Here is a 19,580-nt window from a genome sequence, read left to right on the forward strand (position 1 = left end):
TGTAAAATTATTGGAAAAGATGCCTCCCTGACGTGAACAAAATATGGCCGGAAGATTTCCGCCAAAAGGAGACGTCTTTTTCTATTATGTAGGGAGTAGGAAAGAAATGAATAAACAACAGGGTGAAAAAGAAATCATTTTAATCGGGGCCGGCATTATGAGTGCAACATTAGGTGCACTGCTGAAAGAGCTGTCCCCGGACTGGAATATCAAAGTGTTTGAAAAGCTGGAAAAGCCGGGAGAAGAAAGCTCGAATGAATGGAACAATGCAGGAACCGGACATGCGGCTCTATGTGAATTAAATTATACAAACGAGCAGCCGGATGGCTCCGTTGATATCAGTAAGGCCATCAGCATCAATGAAAAATTTCAGGTATCCAAACAGTTTTGGGCCTATCTGGTGAAAAGCGATTTGATCCATAATCCACGCGGCTTTATTATGCCTCTACCCCACATCAGCTATGTGCGCGGCGATCATAACGTCTCCTTTTTACGGACGCGTTACGAAAAAATGTCTGCGCATCCATTATTTTCAGGGATGGAATTTTCAGAGGACCCGGAAGTGCTTGAAAAATGGATGCCGTTAATGATGAAGGACCGACAGATTGAAGAACCGATAGCGGCTTCTAAAATTGCAGACGGCACCGATGTGAATTTTGGCTCGTTGACGAGTCAGCTGTTTAACCATCTTGAAAAGAATAACGTAGAAATGAAATATAACCATGACGTGGATGATATTACGCGTAACGAAGACGGCACCTGGGAAGTGAAGGTGCGCAATCATCAAAAAGAAACGCTTGAGCTGCACGAGGCGGATTTTGTGTTTATTGGTGGAGGCGGCGGAAGCCTGCACCTGCTGCAAAAATCCGGTATTCCAGAAGGAAAGGGCATCGGTGGTTTTCCGGTAAGCGGCCAGTTTATGGTCTGCCAGAATCCGGATGTCGTCAACGGGCATTTCGGCAAAGTGTACGGCAAAGCGCCCGTCGGAGCACCTCCAATGTCTGTTCCGCATCTGGACACGAGGTATATTAATAATCAGGAAACACTTTTATTTGGACCGTATGCCGGCTTCTCTCCAAAGTTTTTGAAAACGGGGTCCCTGATGGATTTATTGAAATCCGTCAAGCCGGATAACCTGATTACAATGATGGCAGCGGGAGCTAAGAACATGCCATTAACGAAATACCTGATCACGCAGGTAATGCAGTCAAAGGAACAGCGCATGGAAGAGCTCCGGGAATTTGTCCCAAGCGCAAAAACAGAGGACTGGGAGCTGCTCGTAGCCGGCCAGCGGGTTCAGGTTATTAAAGATACCGAAGAAGGTAAAGGTACCCTTCAGTTCGGCACAGAAGTGATCAGCGCGGAGGACGGCTCTATAGCTGCACTCCTCGGAGCATCTCCGGGTGCGTCGACTGCCGTATCTGTGATGCTCGAAATCATGGAGAAATGCTTCCCAGAGCAACTTGAAGCATGGGAGCCGAAAATAAAAGAAATGATCCCTTCATACGGTATGAATCTGTCAGAAAATCCAGAGATGATTGAGGAAATCCATAAGTCTACCGAGCAGGTGCTTGGATTGAAAAATCAAAAACAGCCGCAAATGACGTAAATATAATTTTAATTATTTTAAAAGCCTCTTTTCAGTTTAAACAGCTGAAAAGAGGCTTTTTTGATGTGAGCCCGAGTAATTATTGGCCGAGATGATAGTATCATGTACTTATAAAAAATAATCCCGGTAATAGTAGATCGTTATTATTAAAGTAAGTAAGGTATATGTAAGGGCGACGAAGAAAGGCATTGAGAAACGGAGAACGCTGCGGGATTCTGTTTCCATTCTAATACCTGTATCCCCCTGCGTCTGCATACGAACGGCATCGGAGGAAAAGCCGCCGGACGAAGTAAGCCAGCCGATCACAATTGTGGCAGCCAGGCCGGTTAAAAACGAAAATTCAATGAAAGCTGCAGATAAAAGAAAGGCTATAAGCCAGTTAACGGCGATAATACCGATTAGCGTTATCAAGCCGGGTAATGATTTCTTCATAGCAGGCTCTCCCTTCAGTATTATATGAAGTGTCATTGCTTCCTAATCTTTTAAGTATGCCACCATAATATATAAAATGGTTGATTATGTAAATATTATTAAAGCATTTGTAGGTATTTATGCACCGGAAAAAAGTAGCTTAAAATAGGAAATTATATACCGGATTTTTAAACGCTCGTTTGATACGATTCTTTATGTCAATACAAAAAGAGATGATAATAAAGGATGGAGAGAAGAAAGGATGAATAAATCAACAGCATTTTTACTGATAATATCTATTATCGCGATTTCTTTTGCGGCGATATTTGTAAAATGGTCCGAAGCACCGGCCACGATTCTCAGCATGTACCGCATGTATATTGCCAGTTTGTTTTTACTCCCTTTTGTCTGGTTAAAAAGACGAGACTTTAAAAATATCAAAAAACAGGAATGGGTGCTTTTCATCTTTTCAGGGGTTTTCCTTGGCATGCATTTTGCACTCTGGTTTGGTTCATTAAAGCTGACAACGGTGGCAAGCTCCACCATTATTCTGGCCCTGCAGCCGGTAGTAGCGCTGGCCGGCGGCTTTTTGATTTATAAAGAACGAGTCAGCATACCGCAGCTGATTACGATCAGCCTGTCGATTTTAGGAGTAGTGATTATTGGTTTGGGAGACCTTGGGCGCAGCAGCAGCTCTGCCTTACTCGGCAACCTGCTTTCCTTTTTGAGCGTGATAGCGGTGGTCGTTTATTTATTAATCGGCCAGCGTGTAGTGAAGCGGGTATCACACTGGCTGTACAGCTTTATAGTATTTTTTGTGGCAGGGATATCGCTTCATGCTTTTAATGCATTCTCCGGTATTCCAGTAACGGGGTACGGGGCCGAAGAGTGGCAGATATTTATGCTGCTTGCGATTCTTCCAACGATTGCCCACGTCATTTACAATCATCTGTTGAACTTTATTAACACATCCACTATTTCAATGACGATTCTGGGCGAACCGGTTGGCGCTACTATCCTGGCGTTTTTCATTCTTGGAGAAGAAGTCGTCGCACTACAGATTATCGGCGGGATGATCGTGCTGCTCGGGGTCGGATTGTTTTTAGTTCAGCAGAAGAAAGCATATCAACTTTAGAAATAATAAATGTAATTTAACGGCCGGAAAGAATAGAAAAGAGTATAATCAATGTAACAGACTCATTATTTTAATAACAGTCATCTTTGAACCACAATACACGGCAAAAAGAGGAGGACTGATAATGAATAATGAAGAATTGGTGCAGAAATTTAACAAGCAGGCCTATAAGCACGAGAGGCATAGAAAATATGAAGCAGATAATAAATGGAGAAGAAAGATATGCGGTGCCGCGAGAGGGAAAACACTGGAAATCGCTGTCGGAGCAGGGATGAATTATGCTTTTCTGCCTTTGGACGCTGAATATACCGGTGTTGATTTCAGCCCGGGAATGCTTGAGGCGGCAGAAGCCGGCGCGAAAGAATACAAAGTAAATGCTGATTTTATTTTATCCGAAGTAGAACATTTATCATTTCCGGAAAACACATTTGATACGATTCTTTCTACCGGCACATTATGCTGCTACAAGGATCCAATTCGTGTGTTGACTCTCTTGAACAAATGGTGCAAAAGTGAGGGAGAGATCCTGCTGCTTGAGCATGGGTTACTAAATAATAAAGGTGTGCGGTGGCTGCAGCATCACCTGAATCCTATATTTTTAAAATCATTCGGCTGTCATCATGACCGGAATATCAAAGGAATAGTCGATGCTTCTGATCTGGAAATTGTAAAATATGAACGGGCCCAGCTGGGATATCTTTATCTGCTTTGGACTAAATCGACCGGGTAATATATAAAAACAGTACTGATTTATTTCAATCAGCTTTTGACGTGCAGGCTCTCACATTCAATGATTAATGAAGCATTTAAACGGAAATAAACGAAGAGAAGCAGTTATGTTTTTGCTGCTTCAAATTATTTTGCACGCGAGTGTTTAAACGAGAGGAGTATTTTTATGGCTGATCAGCCGAAAAGTTTAGAAGATCAGTTCGACGGGCAGGCCGAAGCGAAATTAATGCCAATTGCAAAGTATTACTTTGAATTGAAGCGTCAGGACAAAAGCGTGCACTGGGAAATTTCTATCGTGGACAAAGACGATGAAGAGGATGTTTTTATAGGTTGGGCTGAAGAGTTGACCAACCGCAGCAATTACATCGAAGTAGACCCAATCCGGGCAGAAGACGGGGAAGATGCTACCAATCAGGTTATTCAAAAAATTAAAGAGCATCTATAATAGAGAGTTTAGAAGAAATGAATAATTGATTTAATCAGGTAAGGCTAAAGTTAATTCAGTCTTGCCTGATTTTTTGTTTAATGACAATTCCGCAAAGTAGTCATGAATGTCCTGAATGATATGTATATTATCACCTGTTTAGGAATAAAAATTTATCGATTATCAATATATTTAATGGTAGAATAAAAGCATCAAGAGGGAGGTGCTTTTGATGAAAAGAGGCTCAACGCTCTTTTTAAAGATAGCTGTCATTTGTATCGGACTGCCGGTGCTTGCTTTATGTTTGTTTGGGCTGCCTGTGATTGCGAGAGAAGCTGCGGGCAGTGAAACGGGATTCGCCTACGTTATATACGGAATTTTAGCTGTAATGTATGCAGCGGCAGTTCCCTTTTTTGCTGCTTTGTATCAGGCATTTAAGCTATTGAATTACATTGACAAAAACAAAGCATTTTCAGCATTGGCTCTCAAAGCTTTAAAAGTGATTAAGTATTGTGCAGTCGCCATCAGCGGTTTGTATATAGCAGGAATGCCGCTGTTTTACATTTTTGCGGAATTAGATGACGCCCCGGGAGTCATCCTGATTGGAGCAGGCTTTGTATTTGCTCCGGCAGTAGTGGCAGTCTTTGCTGCTGTTCTTCAAAAATTATTTCAGCACGCGATAGATATAAAATCTGAAAATGATTTAACGGTCTGAGGTGAAAGCTAGTGGCGATAATCATCAATATTGACGTAATGCTTGCGAAAAGAAAAATGAGCGTAACCGAACTTTCGGAAAAGGTCGGCATTACAATGGCAAATCTTTCAATATTAAAAAATGGAAAAGCGAAAGCTATACGATTCTCCACTCTAGAAGCAATATGCAGGGCACTGGATTGTCAGCCTGGAGATATATTGGAATACGGGGAAGAAAAGGAGGCAGATGAATAAAGTTTAAAAAATTAATATTAAAGGGAGCAGCTAGTAGTTCTGAGGATTGCACTCCCTTTAGCCCGAACACTTTCTCTTTTAACAGGGAAAGTGTTTTTTTGTGAAGATATAACTTTTGGTTATATTTCCATCCAGAATAAGTATTATGCGCACCTGCCATATGCATTTATAGTAATTACAGGTCGAAGCCGTTCCGAAGCATTTCCAGATAGATTTGATCGGTGGCAAACAAATACATGTCGCGGTGAAGGGGAGCCTCCTGAAGAGGTATAAACACAACTCCTCTATAGTCCACGTTTTGAACTACCATCGAAGGAAGGTAGGAAATGCCGTACCCTTGAGCAACAAATCCCACAATAGCATTATAAGGAACTTCCTTAATAGAAGGAACTGGAGCATTGTAAGCATCTATAAGCCTTATGATCCGCTGGTATAGAGGGGTGGAGGGGCTCAATATTTGGGGATGCTGAAAGCATTGGGTCATGGAAAGACGTTCGAACTGTGCTAACGGATGATTGGCAGGGACTGCCGCAAAAAATTCATCGTGAAATAAAAAAGCAGAAGCCAGACCGTGGTACGAGGGTTGATCCTGGACAATAGCTGCGTCGATATCTCCTGAACGGAGGAGCGGCAATAAATCGACCGTATCATCCTTAATATGGGTGAGCTGAACCTGAAAAGGACTGAAGCTCTCCATATGCTGCGGAAAATAATACGAAGCCAGTAAAGGGTCGGCACCTATATGAATAATTCTGCTTTCCGTATGTTTTTTCATACGGGAGTGCAGCTGATTTACAAGAGGTTCAATATCATCATACAGTTGTTCTCCCTTATGGGTTAGCATCATCCCATGGGTGGAGCGCACAAAAAGGGAAAACCCAAGTATGCTTTCCAACTGTTTGATTTGTTTGCTTAAGGCCGGCTGAGAAATAAATAATTTTTTGGAAGCTCTGGAAAGATTTTTTTCCTGAGCGACGGCCAGAAAATAATCCAGCATACGTATATTCATCTGTACACATCCATTCTAAAAATAAAAGGAGCTTCTATGCTAAAATACTACACTTTTCTGAGTTTTGCTATTGTTTTAGAAGTTGTGGGTGCTTCCTACATGAAGGTAGCAAATGGATTTGCGAATTTGGGAGGAACTCTCATGGTCATCATTTGTTATAGTATAGCGCTTAGTTTTTATATTATTCTTACGGAGAACTATGAACTGGGAATTGTAAATGCCTTATGGGCAGGAGGGGGAACAGTGCTGGTAGTTCTTATTGGATCCGTTTTCTTTGAGGAAAACCTATCCGCGATTAAAACCCTGGGGGTTTTATTTGTTGTAGCAGGCATGATTGGGCTAAATATGCCCGATAACCAAAAAAGTAATAAAGGGGCCTGGTGATGGGAACATTATTATTAATCATAAGCTTAGTATTTGCTGTAATAGCGAACGTGGCGGTGAAATTATCCCGGGGGTTCCGGAAAAAGCTGCCCAGTGCTGCTTCCTTTTTTCTGTTTTTAGGATGTATCTACTTTTTGACATTGAGTGTCCAATATATTGATATCAGCATCGCATATGCGATCTGGTCCGGCGTAATGGTCGCTGCTACAGCTGCAATCGGATCCTTGTTTTTCCGGGAGCCATTCACGAGAAAAAAGCTATTATCTTTAACGTTGATTGTTATCGGTGTATTAGTGCTCCATCTTCAAAGCTGAATGACTTAATGGAGATAAAATATATCTTATTTTAGATTCTTTTAATTTTTTGAGCCCAAGTGTCATAGCAAAAATACCTATGAAGCAAGCCGGCATTAGACCCTTTTGAACTGTTAAAATATAAGTAGCATTAGAAGATCTTTTAAAATGCTATATAATTACTGAATTTTTCAAGGGGAGGGAGACGCATGGAACATTTTTCAGAGTATCTGAAGAATATAGAAAATCAGGAGCACAGAGAGCGGACAGAAGAGGTTCTGGATTGGATAGCGAAGGAATTTTCACAGCTGGAGCCGAAAATTGCATGGAATCAGCCGATGTTTACCGATCACGGAACTTTTATCATTGCTTTCAGCACAGCTAAACGCCATCTGGCGGTTGCCCCGGAAAAAACGGCTATTGATCAATTTTCAGAAGAGATTACGAGGACAGGCTATGAGTATACGAAACAGCTCGTGCGCATTCCGTGGGAGCAGCCGGTGGACTATGAATTACTTAAAAATATGATCGAATTTAATATCGCTGATAAAGCAGACTGCTCCACGTTCTGGCGGAAAGAAAGTTAAGATCCGACAAGCATGAAGCTAGGATGAGCAGCAGCCGGGTTCTTTGGCGGCAGTCTCAACGTCTGCTTTAGTATAGAAGAATTCCCATTCGTTACCATCAGGGTCTGTAACCCAGAACTTATCCTGAAGAGCATAGCAGCAAGTGGTGTCTGTTTGCTCTCGGGCGAAAAATCCTTCCTGCTGGATACGCTGTTTATGATAGACGAGAGTGTCAGCATCAGGAAGCTGGAGGCCAAAATGCTCCACCTGGTTCCCGGTCACATTGGGATGAACGTTTAGAGTGAAATTTACTGGAATGCCGGCTGGAAGAAATTTGGCGTAATCTTCCTTGTGCTTGACCGGGGGCTCGTTAAACAGCTTGGTATAAAACGCTACGGCTTTGGAAAGACTGCTGGTGTTTAATCCGATATGAATTTTCATGATTTAACCCCCTTAATTTTAAATAAATTTTTATTTTTCGCGAAAAAGGCAGCACAATTCCTCAGACAATAGATGGTTTAGTGCCTTGTCGTTCAGCATATAGTAATTCCAGGTACCGTGTTTTTCGCGATCGATGAGTGAAGCATTGAGCAAAATTTTTAAATGATACGAAAGCTTGGACTGAGGCAGGTGCATGCGTTCAGTCAAATCACAGACGCACACGCTGCCTGCTTCTGTAATATGATGCAAAATTTCCAGCCGCTGATAGTCGGCCAGGGCTTTGAATTTTTGTTCATAGATAGTGAATGGGGAAGCTGCAGCAAATTTAGAAGAAGAGGGAGAGTTCATTGAAAAAATCTCCTTTTTATATCAAATTTTTTTGATGTAATATAAGTATAGGCTGGTGCGATAGAAAAAACAATGAATAAATCAAAAAAAGTTGATGTAAAGCTCCTCCAATATTTAAATCCTTTAGTGATTGGGGACAGTTTTTCTGTTAACGAAAGCCACATCACCATTTTTCAGGTAATGTGGCAGACAATATGAAGCATAGAAACATTTCGGGAAAATCAATTAAGACATTTACTATATTAAATTATACGAAAATTAAGATAATTAATTGTTAATGTTATTCTCTTTGGTTTGCTGTTTTATGGTTTTAGTATTAGTAGATTTTCCTGAAGATAAAAATTAGGATGGAATGAAGAATCATAATCCCGGTAATCAAATACCACATGGCGTCCCGCCAGGCGTCCCCGTCAAGTGGAATGATGAAGTCCTCGATCAATCTGACTACGACCCAGCCGATAAGAAACATGGGAAAAATAATCGAATACGATCGGTTAATAATTTCACGGCCGCGTTCATCTTTTCCTTCTTCCCCGTGTTGAAACCTAAACCAAATGATGATGGAGAAAATAACAACGGCTAAATACGGATAGAAGAACCATTCCATGTTATTCCTCTCCTTTCAAATTATATTGAAAAATATCTTCCACGCCGGTTTCAAATAAGTGTGCCAGTTCAAAAGCTAACTTGAGTGAAGGACTGTATTTATTTTTTTCCAGTGAAACAATAGTCTGGCGGCTCACACCGATTCTCTTTGCGACCTCTGCCTGGGAATAGCCCTTTTTGGCCCGGAATACCGACAGCTGATTAGTTAATTCACCTTGTTCTTTCATTCATCTATGGCCTCCTTACATTCATGGTAATATATTTTTAACATAATGTCAAAAATATATTACATTTTTATTATGTTGCATACTATGTGTGAGGAGAGACGGGGCGAACATTTAGAGATTTTTTGACCAAATAATTTGAACCGGGATATTCTTAGGAGAGATAAAAGAGGAGGGAGAATATGAGAATGTTTGATGCGCACCTGCACATTATTGATTTTGATTTTCCTATTACTGAAAATCAAAGCTATATACCTCCGGAATATATGGCAGCCGATTATCAGAGGGATACGGCTGAACTCAATGTCCTGGGCGGAGCAGTTGTGTCAGGTTCGTTTCAGGGGTTTGATCAGGGATATTTATTAAAAGCTCTTAAACAGCTGGGGCCCGAATTCTGTGGAGTAACTCAGCTGCCGTCCAGTGTGAGTGATGAAGAAATTTTAAGGCTGCATGACCAAGGGGTGAGGGCGCTGCGGTTTAATATCCGGCGGGGCGGATCTGAAGATATTTCCCGGCTCGATTACATGGCACGAAGAGTGCATGAAACAGCGTGCTGGCACTCTGAACTTTACTTGGACGCCAAAGGGCTGCCTGAACTCGCAGCAACTATTGAAAAGCTGCCTGCTGTATCCATCGATCATTTAGGGCTGTCGGAGGAAGGGCTGCCTCATCTGCTGAAATTAGTGGACAAAGGCCTTCGGGTGAAAGCTACCGGCTTTGGGCGCGTGGACCTAAACGTGGCGAATGCTTTAACTTCCATTTATAACGTAAACCCAGAGGCTTTGATGTTTGGCACAGACCTTCCATCTACAAGAGCGCCGAGACCGTTCAAGTATGAAGATATTGAAATGGTTCAAAATTTATTTGATGAGAAAGCAACTGATAAGATCCTGTATTCGAATGCATTGAGCTGGTATACGAAATAGATTAATTATTATACAAAAGGTATGTAAGCCTTTTTAAGCTTTTTAGACGTGAAAAAGAGCAAGCCATGGTTTAAACAGGCTTGCTCTTGAAAGCAGGAATTATTTAGACTGCCCGTAATAGGCGTTTTCCCCATGCTTTCTTTCGTAATGCTTTTGCAGTACATGGTCATCAAGGGGAAGCTCACCTGAGAGCTGGAAGGAAAGAAAGGTCATTTTTGCGACTTTTTCAAGCACGACAGCGTTATGAAGGGCGTCCTCCGGAGAGCTTCCCCACGCAAACGGAGCATGCCCGTGAACAACTATTCCCGGTACTTCCACAGGATTTTTTCCCTGCATTGCTTCTATAATGACGGACCCTGTTTCTTTTTCATAACCATTTCGGACTTCTTCTTTTGTTAGTTGACGTGTGCAGGGAATATCTCCGTAAAAGTAATCCGCCTGAGTAGTTCCGGAGCAGGGAATGCTTTTACCAGCCTGGGCCCAGGCTGTGCCCCAGTCCGAATGCGTATGAACAATACCCTTTACACCTGGAAAAGCTTTATACAGCTCGATATGGGTAGGAGTATCAGAGGAGGGCTTTAAATCGCCTTCCACAACGTTTCCTTTTAAATCCACCAATACAATATCCCCGGGAGACAGCTCTTCATAAGGCACCCCGGAAGGCTTGATGGCCAATAATTCTGTCTCGGGGTCAAATCCGCTGACATTCCCCCAGGTAAAAGTAACGAGATCATGATCAACGAGTCCCTGATTTGCGCTGCACACCTGCTGCTTCAATAGTTCCAGCAATGGGAAACCTCCTTAAATGTACGTACATGTATGATCAATAAATTATTCATTGGAATTTTCTTTAGTTAATATTGTTGGCGTGCCTGGAGTCCACCGGTCATCCGACACAGGAATTCCAAATACCGGGTTACCGTTTTCATCCCATGTAATTTCCTGCGCACGCGCATGACGATTCGGGTCATAAAGGGGATCCCCGACAATTTCAGTATAATTACGGGCATGATAAACCAGAATGTCGCTGCTGCCATCTTCAGATACAGTAAAGCAATTGTGTCCCGGACCATATTGTTTATTCGGTGAATAGCTTTCAAAAACTGGCTCTGGGCTTTTAGTCCAGGAATTTGGATTCAATAAATCTGCCCCGGCATCACTTGTCAGCAGCCCCATGCAGTAATCGATACCAGTGGCACTTGCTGAATACGTAATAAAAACCTTTTCGTTTCTAATCAAAACGGAAGGACCTTCATTGACCCAAAAGCCTTTAACTTCCCACGGCAATTCAGGTTTAGTCAGCAAAACGGGGGTAGTCGCCAAAGTCCATGGATTTTCCATCTCAGCAATGTAAATATTTGAATGGCCCTTTATATTTACATCCTGCTGTGCCCAAACATAATATTGGATACCATTGTGTTCAAAGGTGGTTGCATCAAGAGCGAATGCACTCCACCCTGTATTTATTTCACCTTTTTCTTTCCATTCGCCTTCAATTGGGTTGTCTGATTCATTTTCAATCACAAACATTCGGTGATTGAACGTATTATCATCAATGTTGTCGTCAGGAGCAGCGGCATAATAGATATACCATTTTCCATTCACACGGTGAATTTCAGGGGCCCAGATTAAATGACTCTGAGCGCCGCTGCTGTGTTTACTCCAAATAATGTGTTCTTCTGCGTCGTACAGGTCATTCAGATGTTCTGCGCGCCGCAAAATAATCCGGTCGTAGGAAGGGTGCGAGCCGGTAAAGTAATAAAACCCGTCATGGTGCTTATAAACAAATGGATCGGCTCTTTGTAAAACAATAGGGTTTTTCAGATTCTCCATAAAGCCCACTCCTTAAATATTAATAGTTTAAGCTGAAATATATTAATTAATAACGACGTATTCCAGGCCAACCAGCTTTGCATAATTAATAATCTGCTCTGTCGTTACATTTAATGAAACGACAGTGTGGTGACCGCCACCGTTTTCAATCCAGGCTTTTATCCCATCCTGGAGGTTTGGTTTAACGCTCCAAAGTATACGGGCTACCGGGAGATTCGGTGCAGGAGCAGGCGGTTCAAATGCCGAAACTTCATTAATAAGAAGCTTGTAATGCGTTCCAAAATCCGCCATCGAAACCACGACCCCGTCCCCGGATTTACCATCAAAGACTAAGCGTGCTGGGTCTTCGCCGTTTCCAATGCCTAAGGGCGATACCACGATTTTTGGTTTATGGTTTGCCAGCGTGGGATCTACTTCAAGCATATGGGATTGAAGGATGGCTTCCTTCCCAGCTGTTAATTCATAGATATAATCTTCCATAAACCCTGTTGCCTCGTTATGGCTCATCACCTTCATCAAACGGTCAAGCGCAGCCGTTTTCCAGTCTCCTTCAGCAGCAAAGCCGTATCCTTGAGACATTAGACGCTGCACCGCAAGGCCGGGAAGCTGTTTCATTCCATGTAAATCTTCAAAGTTGGTTGTGAAAGCATTGTAGCCTCCATCGTCCAGGAAGCGTTTAATGGCAATCTCGTAGCTTGCCTGTACTTTAACACTGTCTTTCCATTTTTCTTCTGTATAGCTGCCGTAATCAAATTCATAAAGGTCCTTGTATTCTGAAAGGAGTGCATCAACCTCTTTATCTGTAACACGATTGACGTATTCGACAAGGTCTCCAATCCCGTAGTAATCGACGACCCATCCAAATTGAATCTGCGCTTCAATTTTATCGCCTTCTGTAACGCCCACATTGCGCATGTTGTCACCGAAACGGGCAACCTTAATGTTGAAACTCTCATTATAAGCTGCAGCTGTGTTCATCCAATGGGCAATCTCCTGTTGAATATCAGCGTGCTTCCAGTGGCCGGCGACCACTTTGTTCTGCTTGTTTAAACGAGCGTTGATAAAGCCGTATTCGCGGTCCCCGTGGGCCGATTGGTTCAGGTTCATGAAGTCCATGTCGATGGTTTCCCAGGGGATACTTTCATTAAATTGAGTAGCTAGATGAAGCAGCGGTTTTTGCAGGATTTTCGTCCCGCGGATCCACATCTTCGCAGGGGAGAACGTGTGCATCCAAGTGATAACACCCGCGACTTCGTCACGATAGTTTACTTCTTTCATGGTGCGTGTAATTTCATCTGTATTGATTGCTAAGTCTTTTAAAATAAGCGGGTAAGGTAAAACACCGCTCTTATTTAATGCATCAGCTATATGCTGGGCATGAGCCTTTACTTCCTTTAACGCTTCTTCTCCGTAAAGCTCCTGTGCACCGACGATGAACCAGAATTCTTTTTTATCGATAGCGGGCATAAGTATCCTCTTTTCTTATTGATAGTTTAATTTACTTTGACTTGTTCGCTGACTGCTTCGGCCGGTGTTAAATGCTCTACCGCCGCCTGTTCGATGACGAGACCTTTTTTATAACGTTCCATAAAAATTTCAAAGCCTTCCACGTCAGAAAGGTCCGGGTGGATTTCCGTGGTTTCGATGTCGTTAAAAACCTTATTGTCCAAAAATTCTTCCAAGGCCTCGTCCTGGCCTTTGTTCTTCATATAGGAGGCCAGTACAGCAATACCCCAGGCTCCGCCTTCTCCGGCCGTATCCATAACAGAAACAGGCGTATTCATTGCAGCAGCAACTATCCGCTGTCCAACCACTGGAGTTTTGAATAAGCCGCCATGAGCGAAGACATTATCAATCGCCACCTGCTCTTTATCTGTTAAAAGATCCATGCCGATTTTTAGGGCACCGAAAGCAGAGAAGAGGTGTGTTCGCATGAAGTTAGCTAAATTAAAATTACTTTCCGTAGAGCGGACAAACAGTGGCCGTCCGCTTTCAAGGCCTGTAATATTTTCACCGGAGAAATAACCATAGCTGAGCAGGCCGCCGCCATCAGGATCCGCTTCGAGAGCTTTCTGCAGCATTACTTCAAATAATTCGTCGGAATCAAGCTTTTGGCCAGTTGCTTCTGAAAACTCCCGGAACAATCCAAGCCATGCGTTCAAATCACTTGAACAGTTATTCGCATGCACCATGGCGACAGAATTTCCATTTGGTGTAGTAACTAAATCAATTTCTGGATGCGTGTTAGAAATTTGTTGATCCAGTACAATCATTGCAAAAACAGAGGTTCCTACAGAAACGTTTCCGATACGTTTTTTCACACTGTTCGTAGCCACCATTCCGGTTCCGGCATCACCTTCCGGAGGACAAAACGGAATCCCGGGCTGTAGATTTTGTGATTTATCCAGAATTTTGATGCCGTCATTGGTTAAGGTGCCTGCCTGTTCGCCGGCTGTAAGAACTTCAGGAAGAATGTCTTTAATTTTCCATGAATAATTTCTTGCTGTAATGAGGGTGTCGAACTGTTCAAGCATGAAATCGTTGTAGTCCTGAGTAGTTTCGTCGATTGGAAACATCCCCGATGCATCCCCGGCTCCAATGACCTGTTTTCCGGTCAGCAGCCAGTGGATGTATCCGCTTAAAGTCGTAATCAACTGAATACGCGGCAAATGTTTTTCATCATCGAGTATAGCCTGATAAAGGTGGGCAATACTCCATCGTTCCGGGATATTGTACTGAAATAGATCTGTTAATTCGCTGGCCGCAGCTCCGGTGGTATTATTACGCCACGTCCGAAAGGGGACGAGCAGTTCTCCGGTGTGATCAAATGGCATATAGCCGTGCATCATAGCTGAAATACCTATCGAACCAATAGTTCGGAGTGTAATCCCGTACGCGCTTTCCACTTCGGATTTCATGTCACCATAAGCTTTCTGCAAACCAGCAATAATATCTTTCTGATGGTATGTCCAAAGACCGTTTTTCATCTGGTTTTCCCATTCATAGCTGCCCGTGGCGATTGTTTCAAAGCTGTTGTTCATCAGTACTGCTTTAATACGCGTGGAGCCAAATTCAATTCCGAGTGAAGTATGGCCTTGAGTAATGGCTTGTTTCATTTCTGACTGCTTCATTTTGAATCATTCCTTTAAAAAGCATTTTTAGTAACTCGAATGAATCTCTCATTTCTGTTTCATTGCGTTAATGAAATCAATGGATAAAACGTAACTTGTACGTATAAGTTATGTTCATTTAACCACGAAACGAAGCTTCTTGCAACCGCTTTCTATCCTTTTTAAACAACATAATTAGAAAAGAAGGAGTGAGAAATTGTCATTAGTTTAATTTTAAAAAATACTTGTATGCAACTAATGTAAAAATAACCCAAATTATTGAAACTTGTACGAACATATGATAGTTTTCTTGTGAACGTTATCATTTCCAATTATTGAAAGGGGACATTGAACATCATGAAAGAGAAGCAGTCAGTCTGGTATGTATTGTTGATAGCTTCCGCAGCAGGAATGGCAGGGTTTTTGTATGGTTTTGATACCGCAGTAATTTCAGGCGCCATCGGCTTTTTGCAGGAGCTTTATAATTTAAGTCCAGCTATGGAAGGATTTATTATTTCAAGTGTTATGGTAGGAGGAGTGGCCGGGGTCGGGCTGTCCGGATATTTAAGTGACCGCTTTGGCAGAAAAAAGATTTTAATGCTGTCGGGGATTCTCTTTGCTGTTTCCGCCTTATGGTCTGCGCTCGCTATGAGTGTTACTTCTCTCATTCTCGCAAGAGTTCTGGGCGGTCTCGGAATTGGCTTTGCCTCTGCGTTGTCAGTTACGTATATTGCTGAGTGTGCCCCGCCTGCTATACGCGGCCGGTTGGCTTCTATGTATCAGTTGTTCACTATTATTGGTATCTCAGCTACATTTTATATTAACCTTGCTGTGGCAAACTCGGGCAGCTATGGATGGGGAGTTGAAACAGGCTGGAGGTGGATGCTCGGATACGGAGTAGTGCCGGGAGTTCTCTTTTTTATCATGCTCATCTTTATTCCTGAAAGTCCCAGATATTTAGTGAAAAAGCAAAAGCATACAGAAGCATTTCGGACATTGGAAAAAATCAATAATACCCGTACAGCTGAACTGGAACTTGAGGCTATTCAAACCTCTCTTCGAAGTGAATCAAGCACATCAATTAGAGAGCTGTTGAAGCCGGGTCTTCGAAAAGCAATGGCAGTCGGTATTTTCCTGGCTCTATTTAATCAGGTTATCGGAATGAACGCTGTAACTTATTACGGACCAACGATTTTCCGGCTGGTTGGGTTTGAAAATAATACTGAATTTCTGGCCACCAGCTTAATAGGAACCGTACAGGTAATATTTACAGTAGTTGCTATTTTATTAATCGACAAAGCAGGAAGAAAACGATTGATGGGCGTAGGATCGAGTTTGATGGCAATATTTATGGTTCTTATTGGAAGCGTTTTCTACTTTGATGTAGGTAATGGAATCTGGGCGCTGCTTTTAATCATGGGCTTTACTGCAGCATTTTGTATCTCAATGGGCCCAATTCCATGGATTATGATTCCGGAAATTTTTCCAAATCATATGCGTGCAAAAGCAGTCGGAATTGCCACCATGTTTTTATGGGGAGCTAACTGGGCGATAGGGCAGTTCACGCCTGTACTCATCAATAACGCCGGAGGTGCTTTTACATTCTGGATGTTTGCGGTTATTAACGTTATTTGTTTTGTTTTTGTGATGACCATAGTACCTGAAACGAAAAATAAGTCTTTAGAAGAAATAGAAACAATATGGGAGCCTTCCAAGAAAGCCTATCGCTTTGAAAAATAAACAGTTCTAAGGCCCGGAGGAGCCCGGAATTACTGTGCTTTAAAATAATATTTACAGGAATTACGAATTGTAACCAGACGAAAAAGGAAGCTGCCCGTAATAAAAGAGGCAGCTTCCTTTTTTGAGTACGGTCCAGCTGTCTGCCGGTCCGTATTTAATATTTATTCTGTTTCCAGCGCTGGTGTGAATTGGAGACTCCGTGTCGAATGGCGGTCAATAAAATGAGGCTCGTATACAATAGAGGAAAGGGCGGCATCCGGCTGTTCAATGAGAGTCGTTACATATTTGGCTGCGTCCTCTCCCATACGTTCTTTAGGATGTACGATGGAAGAAAATTTCACTTCGGAGATTTGGGTGAAATGGGAATCGTCAAAGCTTACGACAGAAATGTCCTCAGGAACCTGCAGATTTTTATCGCGGAGCACATCGAGAAGCTGCAGCAGGAGTTCATCGTTATAGGTCACAAGGCCGGTAGGCCCATCAGTCTGGTCCCTTAAAATCTGCTCAACAGACTGGGCGGCCTTGGAATACTTTTCGTCAGTGGAATACGTGAGCAGCAGGGATGGATCCACCGGACAGCCGTAGTGCCGATGAGCTTTAAGGAAACCTTTCATCCGCTGCACGCCCTGCATGTCATCAGTTTTAAATAAACCAATTATCCGCCGGTGGCCCAGCTGGATTAAATGCTCCGCGTTCCGGAATCCGGCTTCCTGATCGTTTAAGGTTAAACTCAGCGGTTCAAGCTCTTCATAATACGCGTTCATCATGACATAAGGGATACCGGCATTTTCGAGATTCAGGTAGTAATTTAGATTGGGATTAGCCTGCGCGCTGCGCGTTGGCTCAATAATCAGTCCATCGACCTGCTGGGTAAGAATATTTTCGAGCGCCTGTTTTTCTTTCTCAAAATCGTTATTGGTGCTCATAAGAATAACGTTGTAGCCTTTATCACTTAAATACCTTTCAGCTCCGCGTATAATATAGGGGAAAATATAATCTGAAATGTACGTAGTGATAATGGCTACATTTTTACGGGTGGAGGGGGAAGAAAATTTAGAGCGGTCTGCACAAAATGTGCCGACGCCGTGCTCCCGGTACAGCCATCCCTCGCTCACAAGCTCGCCGATAGCCTGGCGTACCGTATGTCTGCTTACTTCAAAGTTCTTTACGTATTCGTATTCAGATAGAATTTTTTGGTGGGGACGGAAGCTGCCGTCCAAAATTTTGGATTGGATGTGCTGCTTTAATTGTTTATATTTTGAGACCATCATGCACCTCTTTTTTCTTTTTATCGTATCATACACATGCGTACAACTGAAGAAAAATTGTTTTGTCAGTATTTGTCGTCATTTGATATCTAAATATTGAAATAAATATATAGAAAGCGCTTGCAATAAATGTACCTGTATGGTTAAATAAAAAATAACTTGTACGTATAAGTTAGGAAAATAGATAAGGGGGACAATTATGAAACGTTGGTCGATTTTTGGTGGTGCGATGCTGTCTTTTGTTTACTTAGCAGGTTGTGGCGGCGGGAGTGGTGACGGAAGTGATGGTGAAGGAGGCGGAGAAGGAGGAGAAGGGGAAGCAGAGGAAGTAGAAGTTATTGGTGAAGATAGTGAGGACGCTACCGAATTAACTTTTTGGACATTCAACGAACAACATATTGGTATTTATGAAGATGCAGTAAACAGATGGAATGAGGAGCATGCAGACCGGCCGATTAAATTACAGGCTGAGGTCTACCCTATTGATCAGATGAATAACAATTTGCTTCTCTCTCTTCAGTCAGGATCTGGAGCTCCTGACATGGCGGACATAGAAATAAGTTATTTTGCCAACTTCCTGGAAGGCGATGTTCAGCTGGAATCAATGAACGAATACGTAGAGCCAGTGCTCGATGATATGGTGGAAGAACGGTTTGATATATATTCCAAGGATGATAATTATTACGGCATGCCTTATCATGTTGGTGCTACGGTAATGTACTATAATACGGACATTATGGAAGAGGCCGGCGTGGATATAGATGAAATTGTTACCTGGGATGACTATGTAGAAGCAGGAGAACAGGTGGTAGAAAATACAGACTCTATGATGACTACAGTAGAAGTGGATGAGCATTTCAGCTTCTGGCCTTTAATCAGTCAAAGAGAATCTGATTACTTCAATGATGAAGGTGATCTAACCCTGGCGAATGATACTAACGTTGATACTTTACAATTTTTAGATGACATGGTGAATGAACATGAAGTAGCAGAAGTAACACCAGGCGGATTTCATCACTCTGAAGAATACTATGGATACATGAATGACGGAGGAGCCGCTTCGTTAATGATGCCAACCTGGTACATGGGCAGGTTTATTGATTATATGCCTGATCTCGAAGGGAAAATGGAAATTCGTCCACTGCCGGTATGGGAAGAAGGCGGAAACCGCACAGCTGGAATGGGCGGTACAGGTACAGTAGTGACGAATCAGACAGAAGAGCCGGAACTGGCTAAAGAATTTTTAGCCTATGCGAAATTGTCTGAAGAAGGAAATATTGCACTCTGGCAGGAATTAGGATTTGATCCACCAATGTATACCGTGTGGGATGATGAAGCCATGGATGAACCTAATCCTTACTACGACTACTTTGACGATGAAATCTTTGACACTCTTCTGGACTTAAATGGAGAAATCGAAGCGTTGAATATTACACCGGATCTGCCGGATGTGCAGTCTGAAATTCACACGAATGTATTGAACAGCACTATCAGACAGCAGAGCCAGGATCCGGAAGAAGCATTGAAGCAAGCTGAAGACGCAGTAAGAAGCGGACAGACAGAAGAATAGGACGGG

Annotated in this window: 23 protein-coding genes; 12 read left to right on the forward strand and 11 right to left on the reverse strand. The window is 42.6% G+C overall.

Annotation, left to right across the window (positions count from 1 at the left end):
• Nucleotides 1–43 precede the first annotated feature (43 nt).
• Nucleotides 44–1,609: a malate:quinone oxidoreductase gene (locus ACTRXH_RS13920; protein WP_474279406.1), complete on the forward strand. Its 1,566-nt coding sequence runs from the start codon at nt 44–46 to the stop codon at nt 1,607–1,609.
• A 108-nt stretch (nt 1,610–1,717) separates the two neighbouring features.
• Here the strand turns inward: ACTRXH_RS13920 and ACTRXH_RS13925 are convergent, their stop codons facing one another.
• The gene (locus ACTRXH_RS13925) at nt 1,718–2,041 is read right to left on the reverse strand and encodes a hypothetical protein (RefSeq protein ID WP_474279408.1); all 324 of its coding nucleotides are present in this window, start codon (nt 2,039–2,041) and stop codon (nt 1,718–1,720) included.
• A gap of 241 nt (nt 2,042–2,282) precedes the next feature.
• Between ACTRXH_RS13925 and ACTRXH_RS13930 the strand changes: the two genes are divergently transcribed.
• The 5 genes from ACTRXH_RS13930 (at nt 2,283) to ACTRXH_RS13950 (ending at nt 5,256) form a co-directional block, all read left to right on the forward strand.
• Nucleotides 2,283–3,155, forward strand: coding sequence for a DMT family transporter (locus tag ACTRXH_RS13930; protein ID WP_474279410.1), 873 nt, complete (start codon nt 2,283–2,285; stop codon nt 3,153–3,155).
• Between the two features lie 124 nt (nt 3,156–3,279).
• Nucleotides 3,280–3,885: a class I SAM-dependent methyltransferase gene (locus ACTRXH_RS13935; RefSeq protein WP_474279412.1), complete on the forward strand. Its 606-nt coding sequence runs from the start codon at nt 3,280–3,282 to the stop codon at nt 3,883–3,885.
• A 165-nt stretch (nt 3,886–4,050) separates the two neighbouring features.
• The gene (locus tag ACTRXH_RS13940; RefSeq protein WP_474279414.1) at nt 4,051–4,329 is read left to right on the forward strand and encodes a hypothetical protein; all 279 of its coding nucleotides are present in this window, start codon (nt 4,051–4,053) and stop codon (nt 4,327–4,329) included.
• Between the two features lie 211 nt (nt 4,330–4,540).
• The gene (locus ACTRXH_RS13945) at nt 4,541–5,023 is read left to right on the forward strand and encodes a DUF2975 domain-containing protein (protein WP_474264196.1); all 483 of its coding nucleotides are present in this window, start codon (nt 4,541–4,543) and stop codon (nt 5,021–5,023) included.
• Nucleotides 5,024–5,034: 11 nt separating this feature from the next.
• Nucleotides 5,035–5,256, forward strand: coding sequence for a helix-turn-helix domain-containing protein (locus tag ACTRXH_RS13950; protein WP_474282634.1), 222 nt, complete (start codon nt 5,035–5,037; stop codon nt 5,254–5,256).
• 175 nt (nt 5,257–5,431) lie between these two features.
• Here the strand turns inward: ACTRXH_RS13950 and ACTRXH_RS13955 are convergent, their stop codons facing one another.
• Nucleotides 5,432–6,265 carry a LysR family transcriptional regulator gene (locus ACTRXH_RS13955; RefSeq protein ID WP_474279418.1) on the reverse strand — a complete coding sequence of 278 codons (834 nt, stop codon included), beginning with the start codon at nt 6,263–6,265 and terminating at the stop codon, nt 5,432–5,434.
• A gap of 36 nt (nt 6,266–6,301) precedes the next feature.
• Here ACTRXH_RS13955 and ACTRXH_RS13960 point away from each other — a divergent pair, with 36 nt between their 5' ends.
• The 3 genes from ACTRXH_RS13960 (at nt 6,302) to ACTRXH_RS13970 (ending at nt 7,529) form a co-directional block, all read left to right on the forward strand.
• Complete coding sequence (locus tag ACTRXH_RS13960; RefSeq protein WP_474279420.1) at nt 6,302–6,649, forward strand: DMT family transporter; 348 nt, start codon at nt 6,302–6,304, stop codon at nt 6,647–6,649.
• Nucleotides 6,649–6,963, forward strand: coding sequence for a DMT family transporter (locus tag ACTRXH_RS13965; protein WP_474279422.1), 315 nt, complete (start codon nt 6,649–6,651; stop codon nt 6,961–6,963). Before ACTRXH_RS13960 ends, ACTRXH_RS13965 begins: the two co-directional genes overlap by 1 nt.
• A 188-nt stretch (nt 6,964–7,151) precedes the next feature.
• The gene (locus ACTRXH_RS13970; protein ID WP_474282636.1) at nt 7,152–7,529 is read left to right on the forward strand and encodes an iron chaperone; all 378 of its coding nucleotides are present in this window, start codon (nt 7,152–7,154) and stop codon (nt 7,527–7,529) included.
• Between the two features lie 18 nt (nt 7,530–7,547).
• Here ACTRXH_RS13970 and ACTRXH_RS13975 read toward each other — a convergent pair whose 3' ends face one another.
• The 4 genes from ACTRXH_RS13975 to ACTRXH_RS13990 form a co-directional block, all read right to left on the reverse strand.
• Nucleotides 7,548–7,952: an ArsI/CadI family heavy metal resistance metalloenzyme gene (locus tag ACTRXH_RS13975; protein ID WP_474279497.1), complete on the reverse strand. Its 405-nt coding sequence runs from the start codon at nt 7,950–7,952 to the stop codon at nt 7,548–7,550.
• Between the two features lie 27 nt (nt 7,953–7,979).
• The gene (locus ACTRXH_RS13980; RefSeq protein ID WP_474282638.1) at nt 7,980–8,297 is read right to left on the reverse strand and encodes an ArsR/SmtB family transcription factor; all 318 of its coding nucleotides are present in this window, start codon (nt 8,295–8,297) and stop codon (nt 7,980–7,982) included.
• Between the two features lie 316 nt (nt 8,298–8,613).
• Complete coding sequence (locus tag ACTRXH_RS13985) at nt 8,614–8,904, reverse strand: hypothetical protein (RefSeq protein WP_474282640.1); 291 nt, start codon at nt 8,902–8,904, stop codon at nt 8,614–8,616.
• A gap of 1 nt (nt 8,905) precedes the next feature.
• On the reverse strand, nt 8,906–9,130 hold the full coding sequence (locus tag ACTRXH_RS13990; RefSeq protein WP_474279430.1) for a helix-turn-helix transcriptional regulator: 225 nt from the start codon (nt 9,128–9,130) through the stop codon (nt 8,906–8,908).
• Between the two features lie 179 nt (nt 9,131–9,309).
• On the opposite strand from ACTRXH_RS13990, the gene ACTRXH_RS13995 reads away from it, so the two are divergent.
• Nucleotides 9,310–10,053 carry an amidohydrolase family protein gene (locus ACTRXH_RS13995; RefSeq protein ID WP_474282642.1) on the forward strand — a complete coding sequence of 248 codons (744 nt, stop codon included), beginning with the start codon at nt 9,310–9,312 and terminating at the stop codon, nt 10,051–10,053.
• A 99-nt stretch (nt 10,054–10,152) separates the two neighbouring features.
• Here the strand turns inward: ACTRXH_RS13995 and araD are convergent, their stop codons facing one another.
• Genes araD through ACTRXH_RS14015 form a run of 4 tightly spaced genes read right to left on the reverse strand, consistent with a single transcriptional unit; the run spans nt 10,153 to nt 15,017 of the window.
• A complete protein-coding gene (gene araD / locus ACTRXH_RS14000) occupies nt 10,153–10,842 on the reverse strand; it encodes an L-ribulose-5-phosphate 4-epimerase AraD (protein WP_474262266.1) in 690 nt (229 codons plus the stop codon).
• 42 nt (nt 10,843–10,884) lie between these two features.
• Nucleotides 10,885–11,886, reverse strand: a complete 1,002-nt coding sequence (locus ACTRXH_RS14005; RefSeq protein ID WP_474279434.1) for a glycoside hydrolase family 43 protein — start codon at nt 11,884–11,886, stop codon at nt 10,885–10,887.
• Nucleotides 11,887–11,928: 42 nt separating this feature from the next.
• Complete coding sequence (gene araA / locus ACTRXH_RS14010) at nt 11,929–13,353, reverse strand: L-arabinose isomerase (RefSeq protein ID WP_474282644.1); 1,425 nt, start codon at nt 13,351–13,353, stop codon at nt 11,929–11,931.
• Between the two features lie 26 nt (nt 13,354–13,379).
• Nucleotides 13,380–15,017: a xylulokinase gene (locus ACTRXH_RS14015; RefSeq protein WP_474282646.1), complete on the reverse strand. Its 1,638-nt coding sequence runs from the start codon at nt 15,015–15,017 to the stop codon at nt 13,380–13,382.
• A 336-nt stretch (nt 15,018–15,353) separates the two neighbouring features.
• On the opposite strand from ACTRXH_RS14015, the gene ACTRXH_RS14020 reads away from it, so the two are divergent.
• Nucleotides 15,354–16,736, forward strand: coding sequence for a sugar porter family MFS transporter (locus tag ACTRXH_RS14020; RefSeq protein WP_474282648.1), 1,383 nt, complete (start codon nt 15,354–15,356; stop codon nt 16,734–16,736).
• 161 nt (nt 16,737–16,897) lie between these two features.
• Here the strand turns inward: ACTRXH_RS14020 and ACTRXH_RS14025 are convergent, their stop codons facing one another.
• Nucleotides 16,898–18,004 (reverse strand): substrate-binding domain-containing protein, encoded by a 1,107-nt coding sequence (locus ACTRXH_RS14025; protein WP_474282650.1) that lies wholly within the window; start codon nt 18,002–18,004, stop codon nt 16,898–16,900.
• Nucleotides 18,005–18,203: 199 nt separating this feature from the next.
• Between ACTRXH_RS14025 and ACTRXH_RS14030 the strand changes: the two genes are divergently transcribed.
• Nucleotides 18,204–19,574, forward strand: a complete 1,371-nt coding sequence (locus tag ACTRXH_RS14030) for an ABC transporter substrate-binding protein (protein ID WP_474282652.1) — start codon at nt 18,204–18,206, stop codon at nt 19,572–19,574.
• Nucleotides 19,575–19,580 lie beyond the last annotated feature (6 nt).

Source organism: Marinococcus sp. LNHM5E3-2.1 (assembly GCF_056034365.1).

Excerpts from the sequence above, each read along its gene's own strand:
- ACTRXH_RS13920 (WP_474279406.1), top strand. The coding sequence starts at position 44 with ATGGCCGGAAGATTTCCGCCAAAAGGAGACGTCTTTTTCTATTATGTA.
- ACTRXH_RS13925 (WP_474279408.1), bottom strand. The coding sequence starts at position 2,041 with ATGAAGAAATCATTACCCGGCTTGATAACGCTAATCGGTATTATCGCC.
- ACTRXH_RS13930 (WP_474279410.1), top strand. The coding sequence starts at position 2,283 with ATGAATAAATCAACAGCATTTTTACTGATAATATCTATTATCGCGATT.
- ACTRXH_RS13935 (WP_474279412.1), top strand. The coding sequence starts at position 3,280 with ATGAATAATGAAGAATTGGTGCAGAAATTTAACAAGCAGGCCTATAAG.
- ACTRXH_RS13940 (WP_474279414.1), top strand. The coding sequence starts at position 4,051 with ATGGCTGATCAGCCGAAAAGTTTAGAAGATCAGTTCGACGGGCAGGCC.
- ACTRXH_RS13945 (WP_474264196.1), top strand. The coding sequence starts at position 4,541 with ATGAAAAGAGGCTCAACGCTCTTTTTAAAGATAGCTGTCATTTGTATC.
- ACTRXH_RS13955 (WP_474279418.1), bottom strand. The coding sequence starts at position 6,265 with ATGAATATACGTATGCTGGATTATTTTCTGGCCGTCGCTCAGGAAAAA.
- ACTRXH_RS13960 (WP_474279420.1), top strand. The coding sequence starts at position 6,302 with ATGCTAAAATACTACACTTTTCTGAGTTTTGCTATTGTTTTAGAAGTT.
- ACTRXH_RS13965 (WP_474279422.1), top strand. The coding sequence starts at position 6,649 with ATGGGAACATTATTATTAATCATAAGCTTAGTATTTGCTGTAATAGCG.
- ACTRXH_RS13970 (WP_474282636.1), top strand. The coding sequence starts at position 7,152 with ATGGAACATTTTTCAGAGTATCTGAAGAATATAGAAAATCAGGAGCAC.
- ACTRXH_RS13980 (WP_474282638.1), bottom strand. The coding sequence starts at position 8,297 with ATGAACTCTCCCTCTTCTTCTAAATTTGCTGCAGCTTCCCCATTCACT.
- ACTRXH_RS13985 (WP_474282640.1), bottom strand. The coding sequence starts at position 8,904 with ATGGAATGGTTCTTCTATCCGTATTTAGCCGTTGTTATTTTCTCCATC.
- ACTRXH_RS13990 (WP_474279430.1), bottom strand. The coding sequence starts at position 9,130 with ATGAAAGAACAAGGTGAATTAACTAATCAGCTGTCGGTATTCCGGGCC.
- ACTRXH_RS13995 (WP_474282642.1), top strand. The coding sequence starts at position 9,310 with ATGAGAATGTTTGATGCGCACCTGCACATTATTGATTTTGATTTTCCT.
- ACTRXH_RS14005 (WP_474279434.1), bottom strand. The coding sequence starts at position 11,886 with ATGGAGAATCTGAAAAACCCTATTGTTTTACAAAGAGCCGATCCATTT.
- araA (WP_474282644.1), bottom strand. The coding sequence starts at position 13,353 with ATGCCCGCTATCGATAAAAAAGAATTCTGGTTCATCGTCGGTGCACAG.
- ACTRXH_RS14015 (WP_474282646.1), bottom strand. The coding sequence starts at position 15,017 with ATGAAGCAGTCAGAAATGAAACAAGCCATTACTCAAGGCCATACTTCA.
- ACTRXH_RS14020 (WP_474282648.1), top strand. The coding sequence starts at position 15,354 with ATGAAAGAGAAGCAGTCAGTCTGGTATGTATTGTTGATAGCTTCCGCA.
- ACTRXH_RS14025 (WP_474282650.1), bottom strand. The coding sequence starts at position 18,004 with ATGGTCTCAAAATATAAACAATTAAAGCAGCACATCCAATCCAAAATT.
- ACTRXH_RS14030 (WP_474282652.1), top strand. The coding sequence starts at position 18,204 with ATGAAACGTTGGTCGATTTTTGGTGGTGCGATGCTGTCTTTTGTTTAC.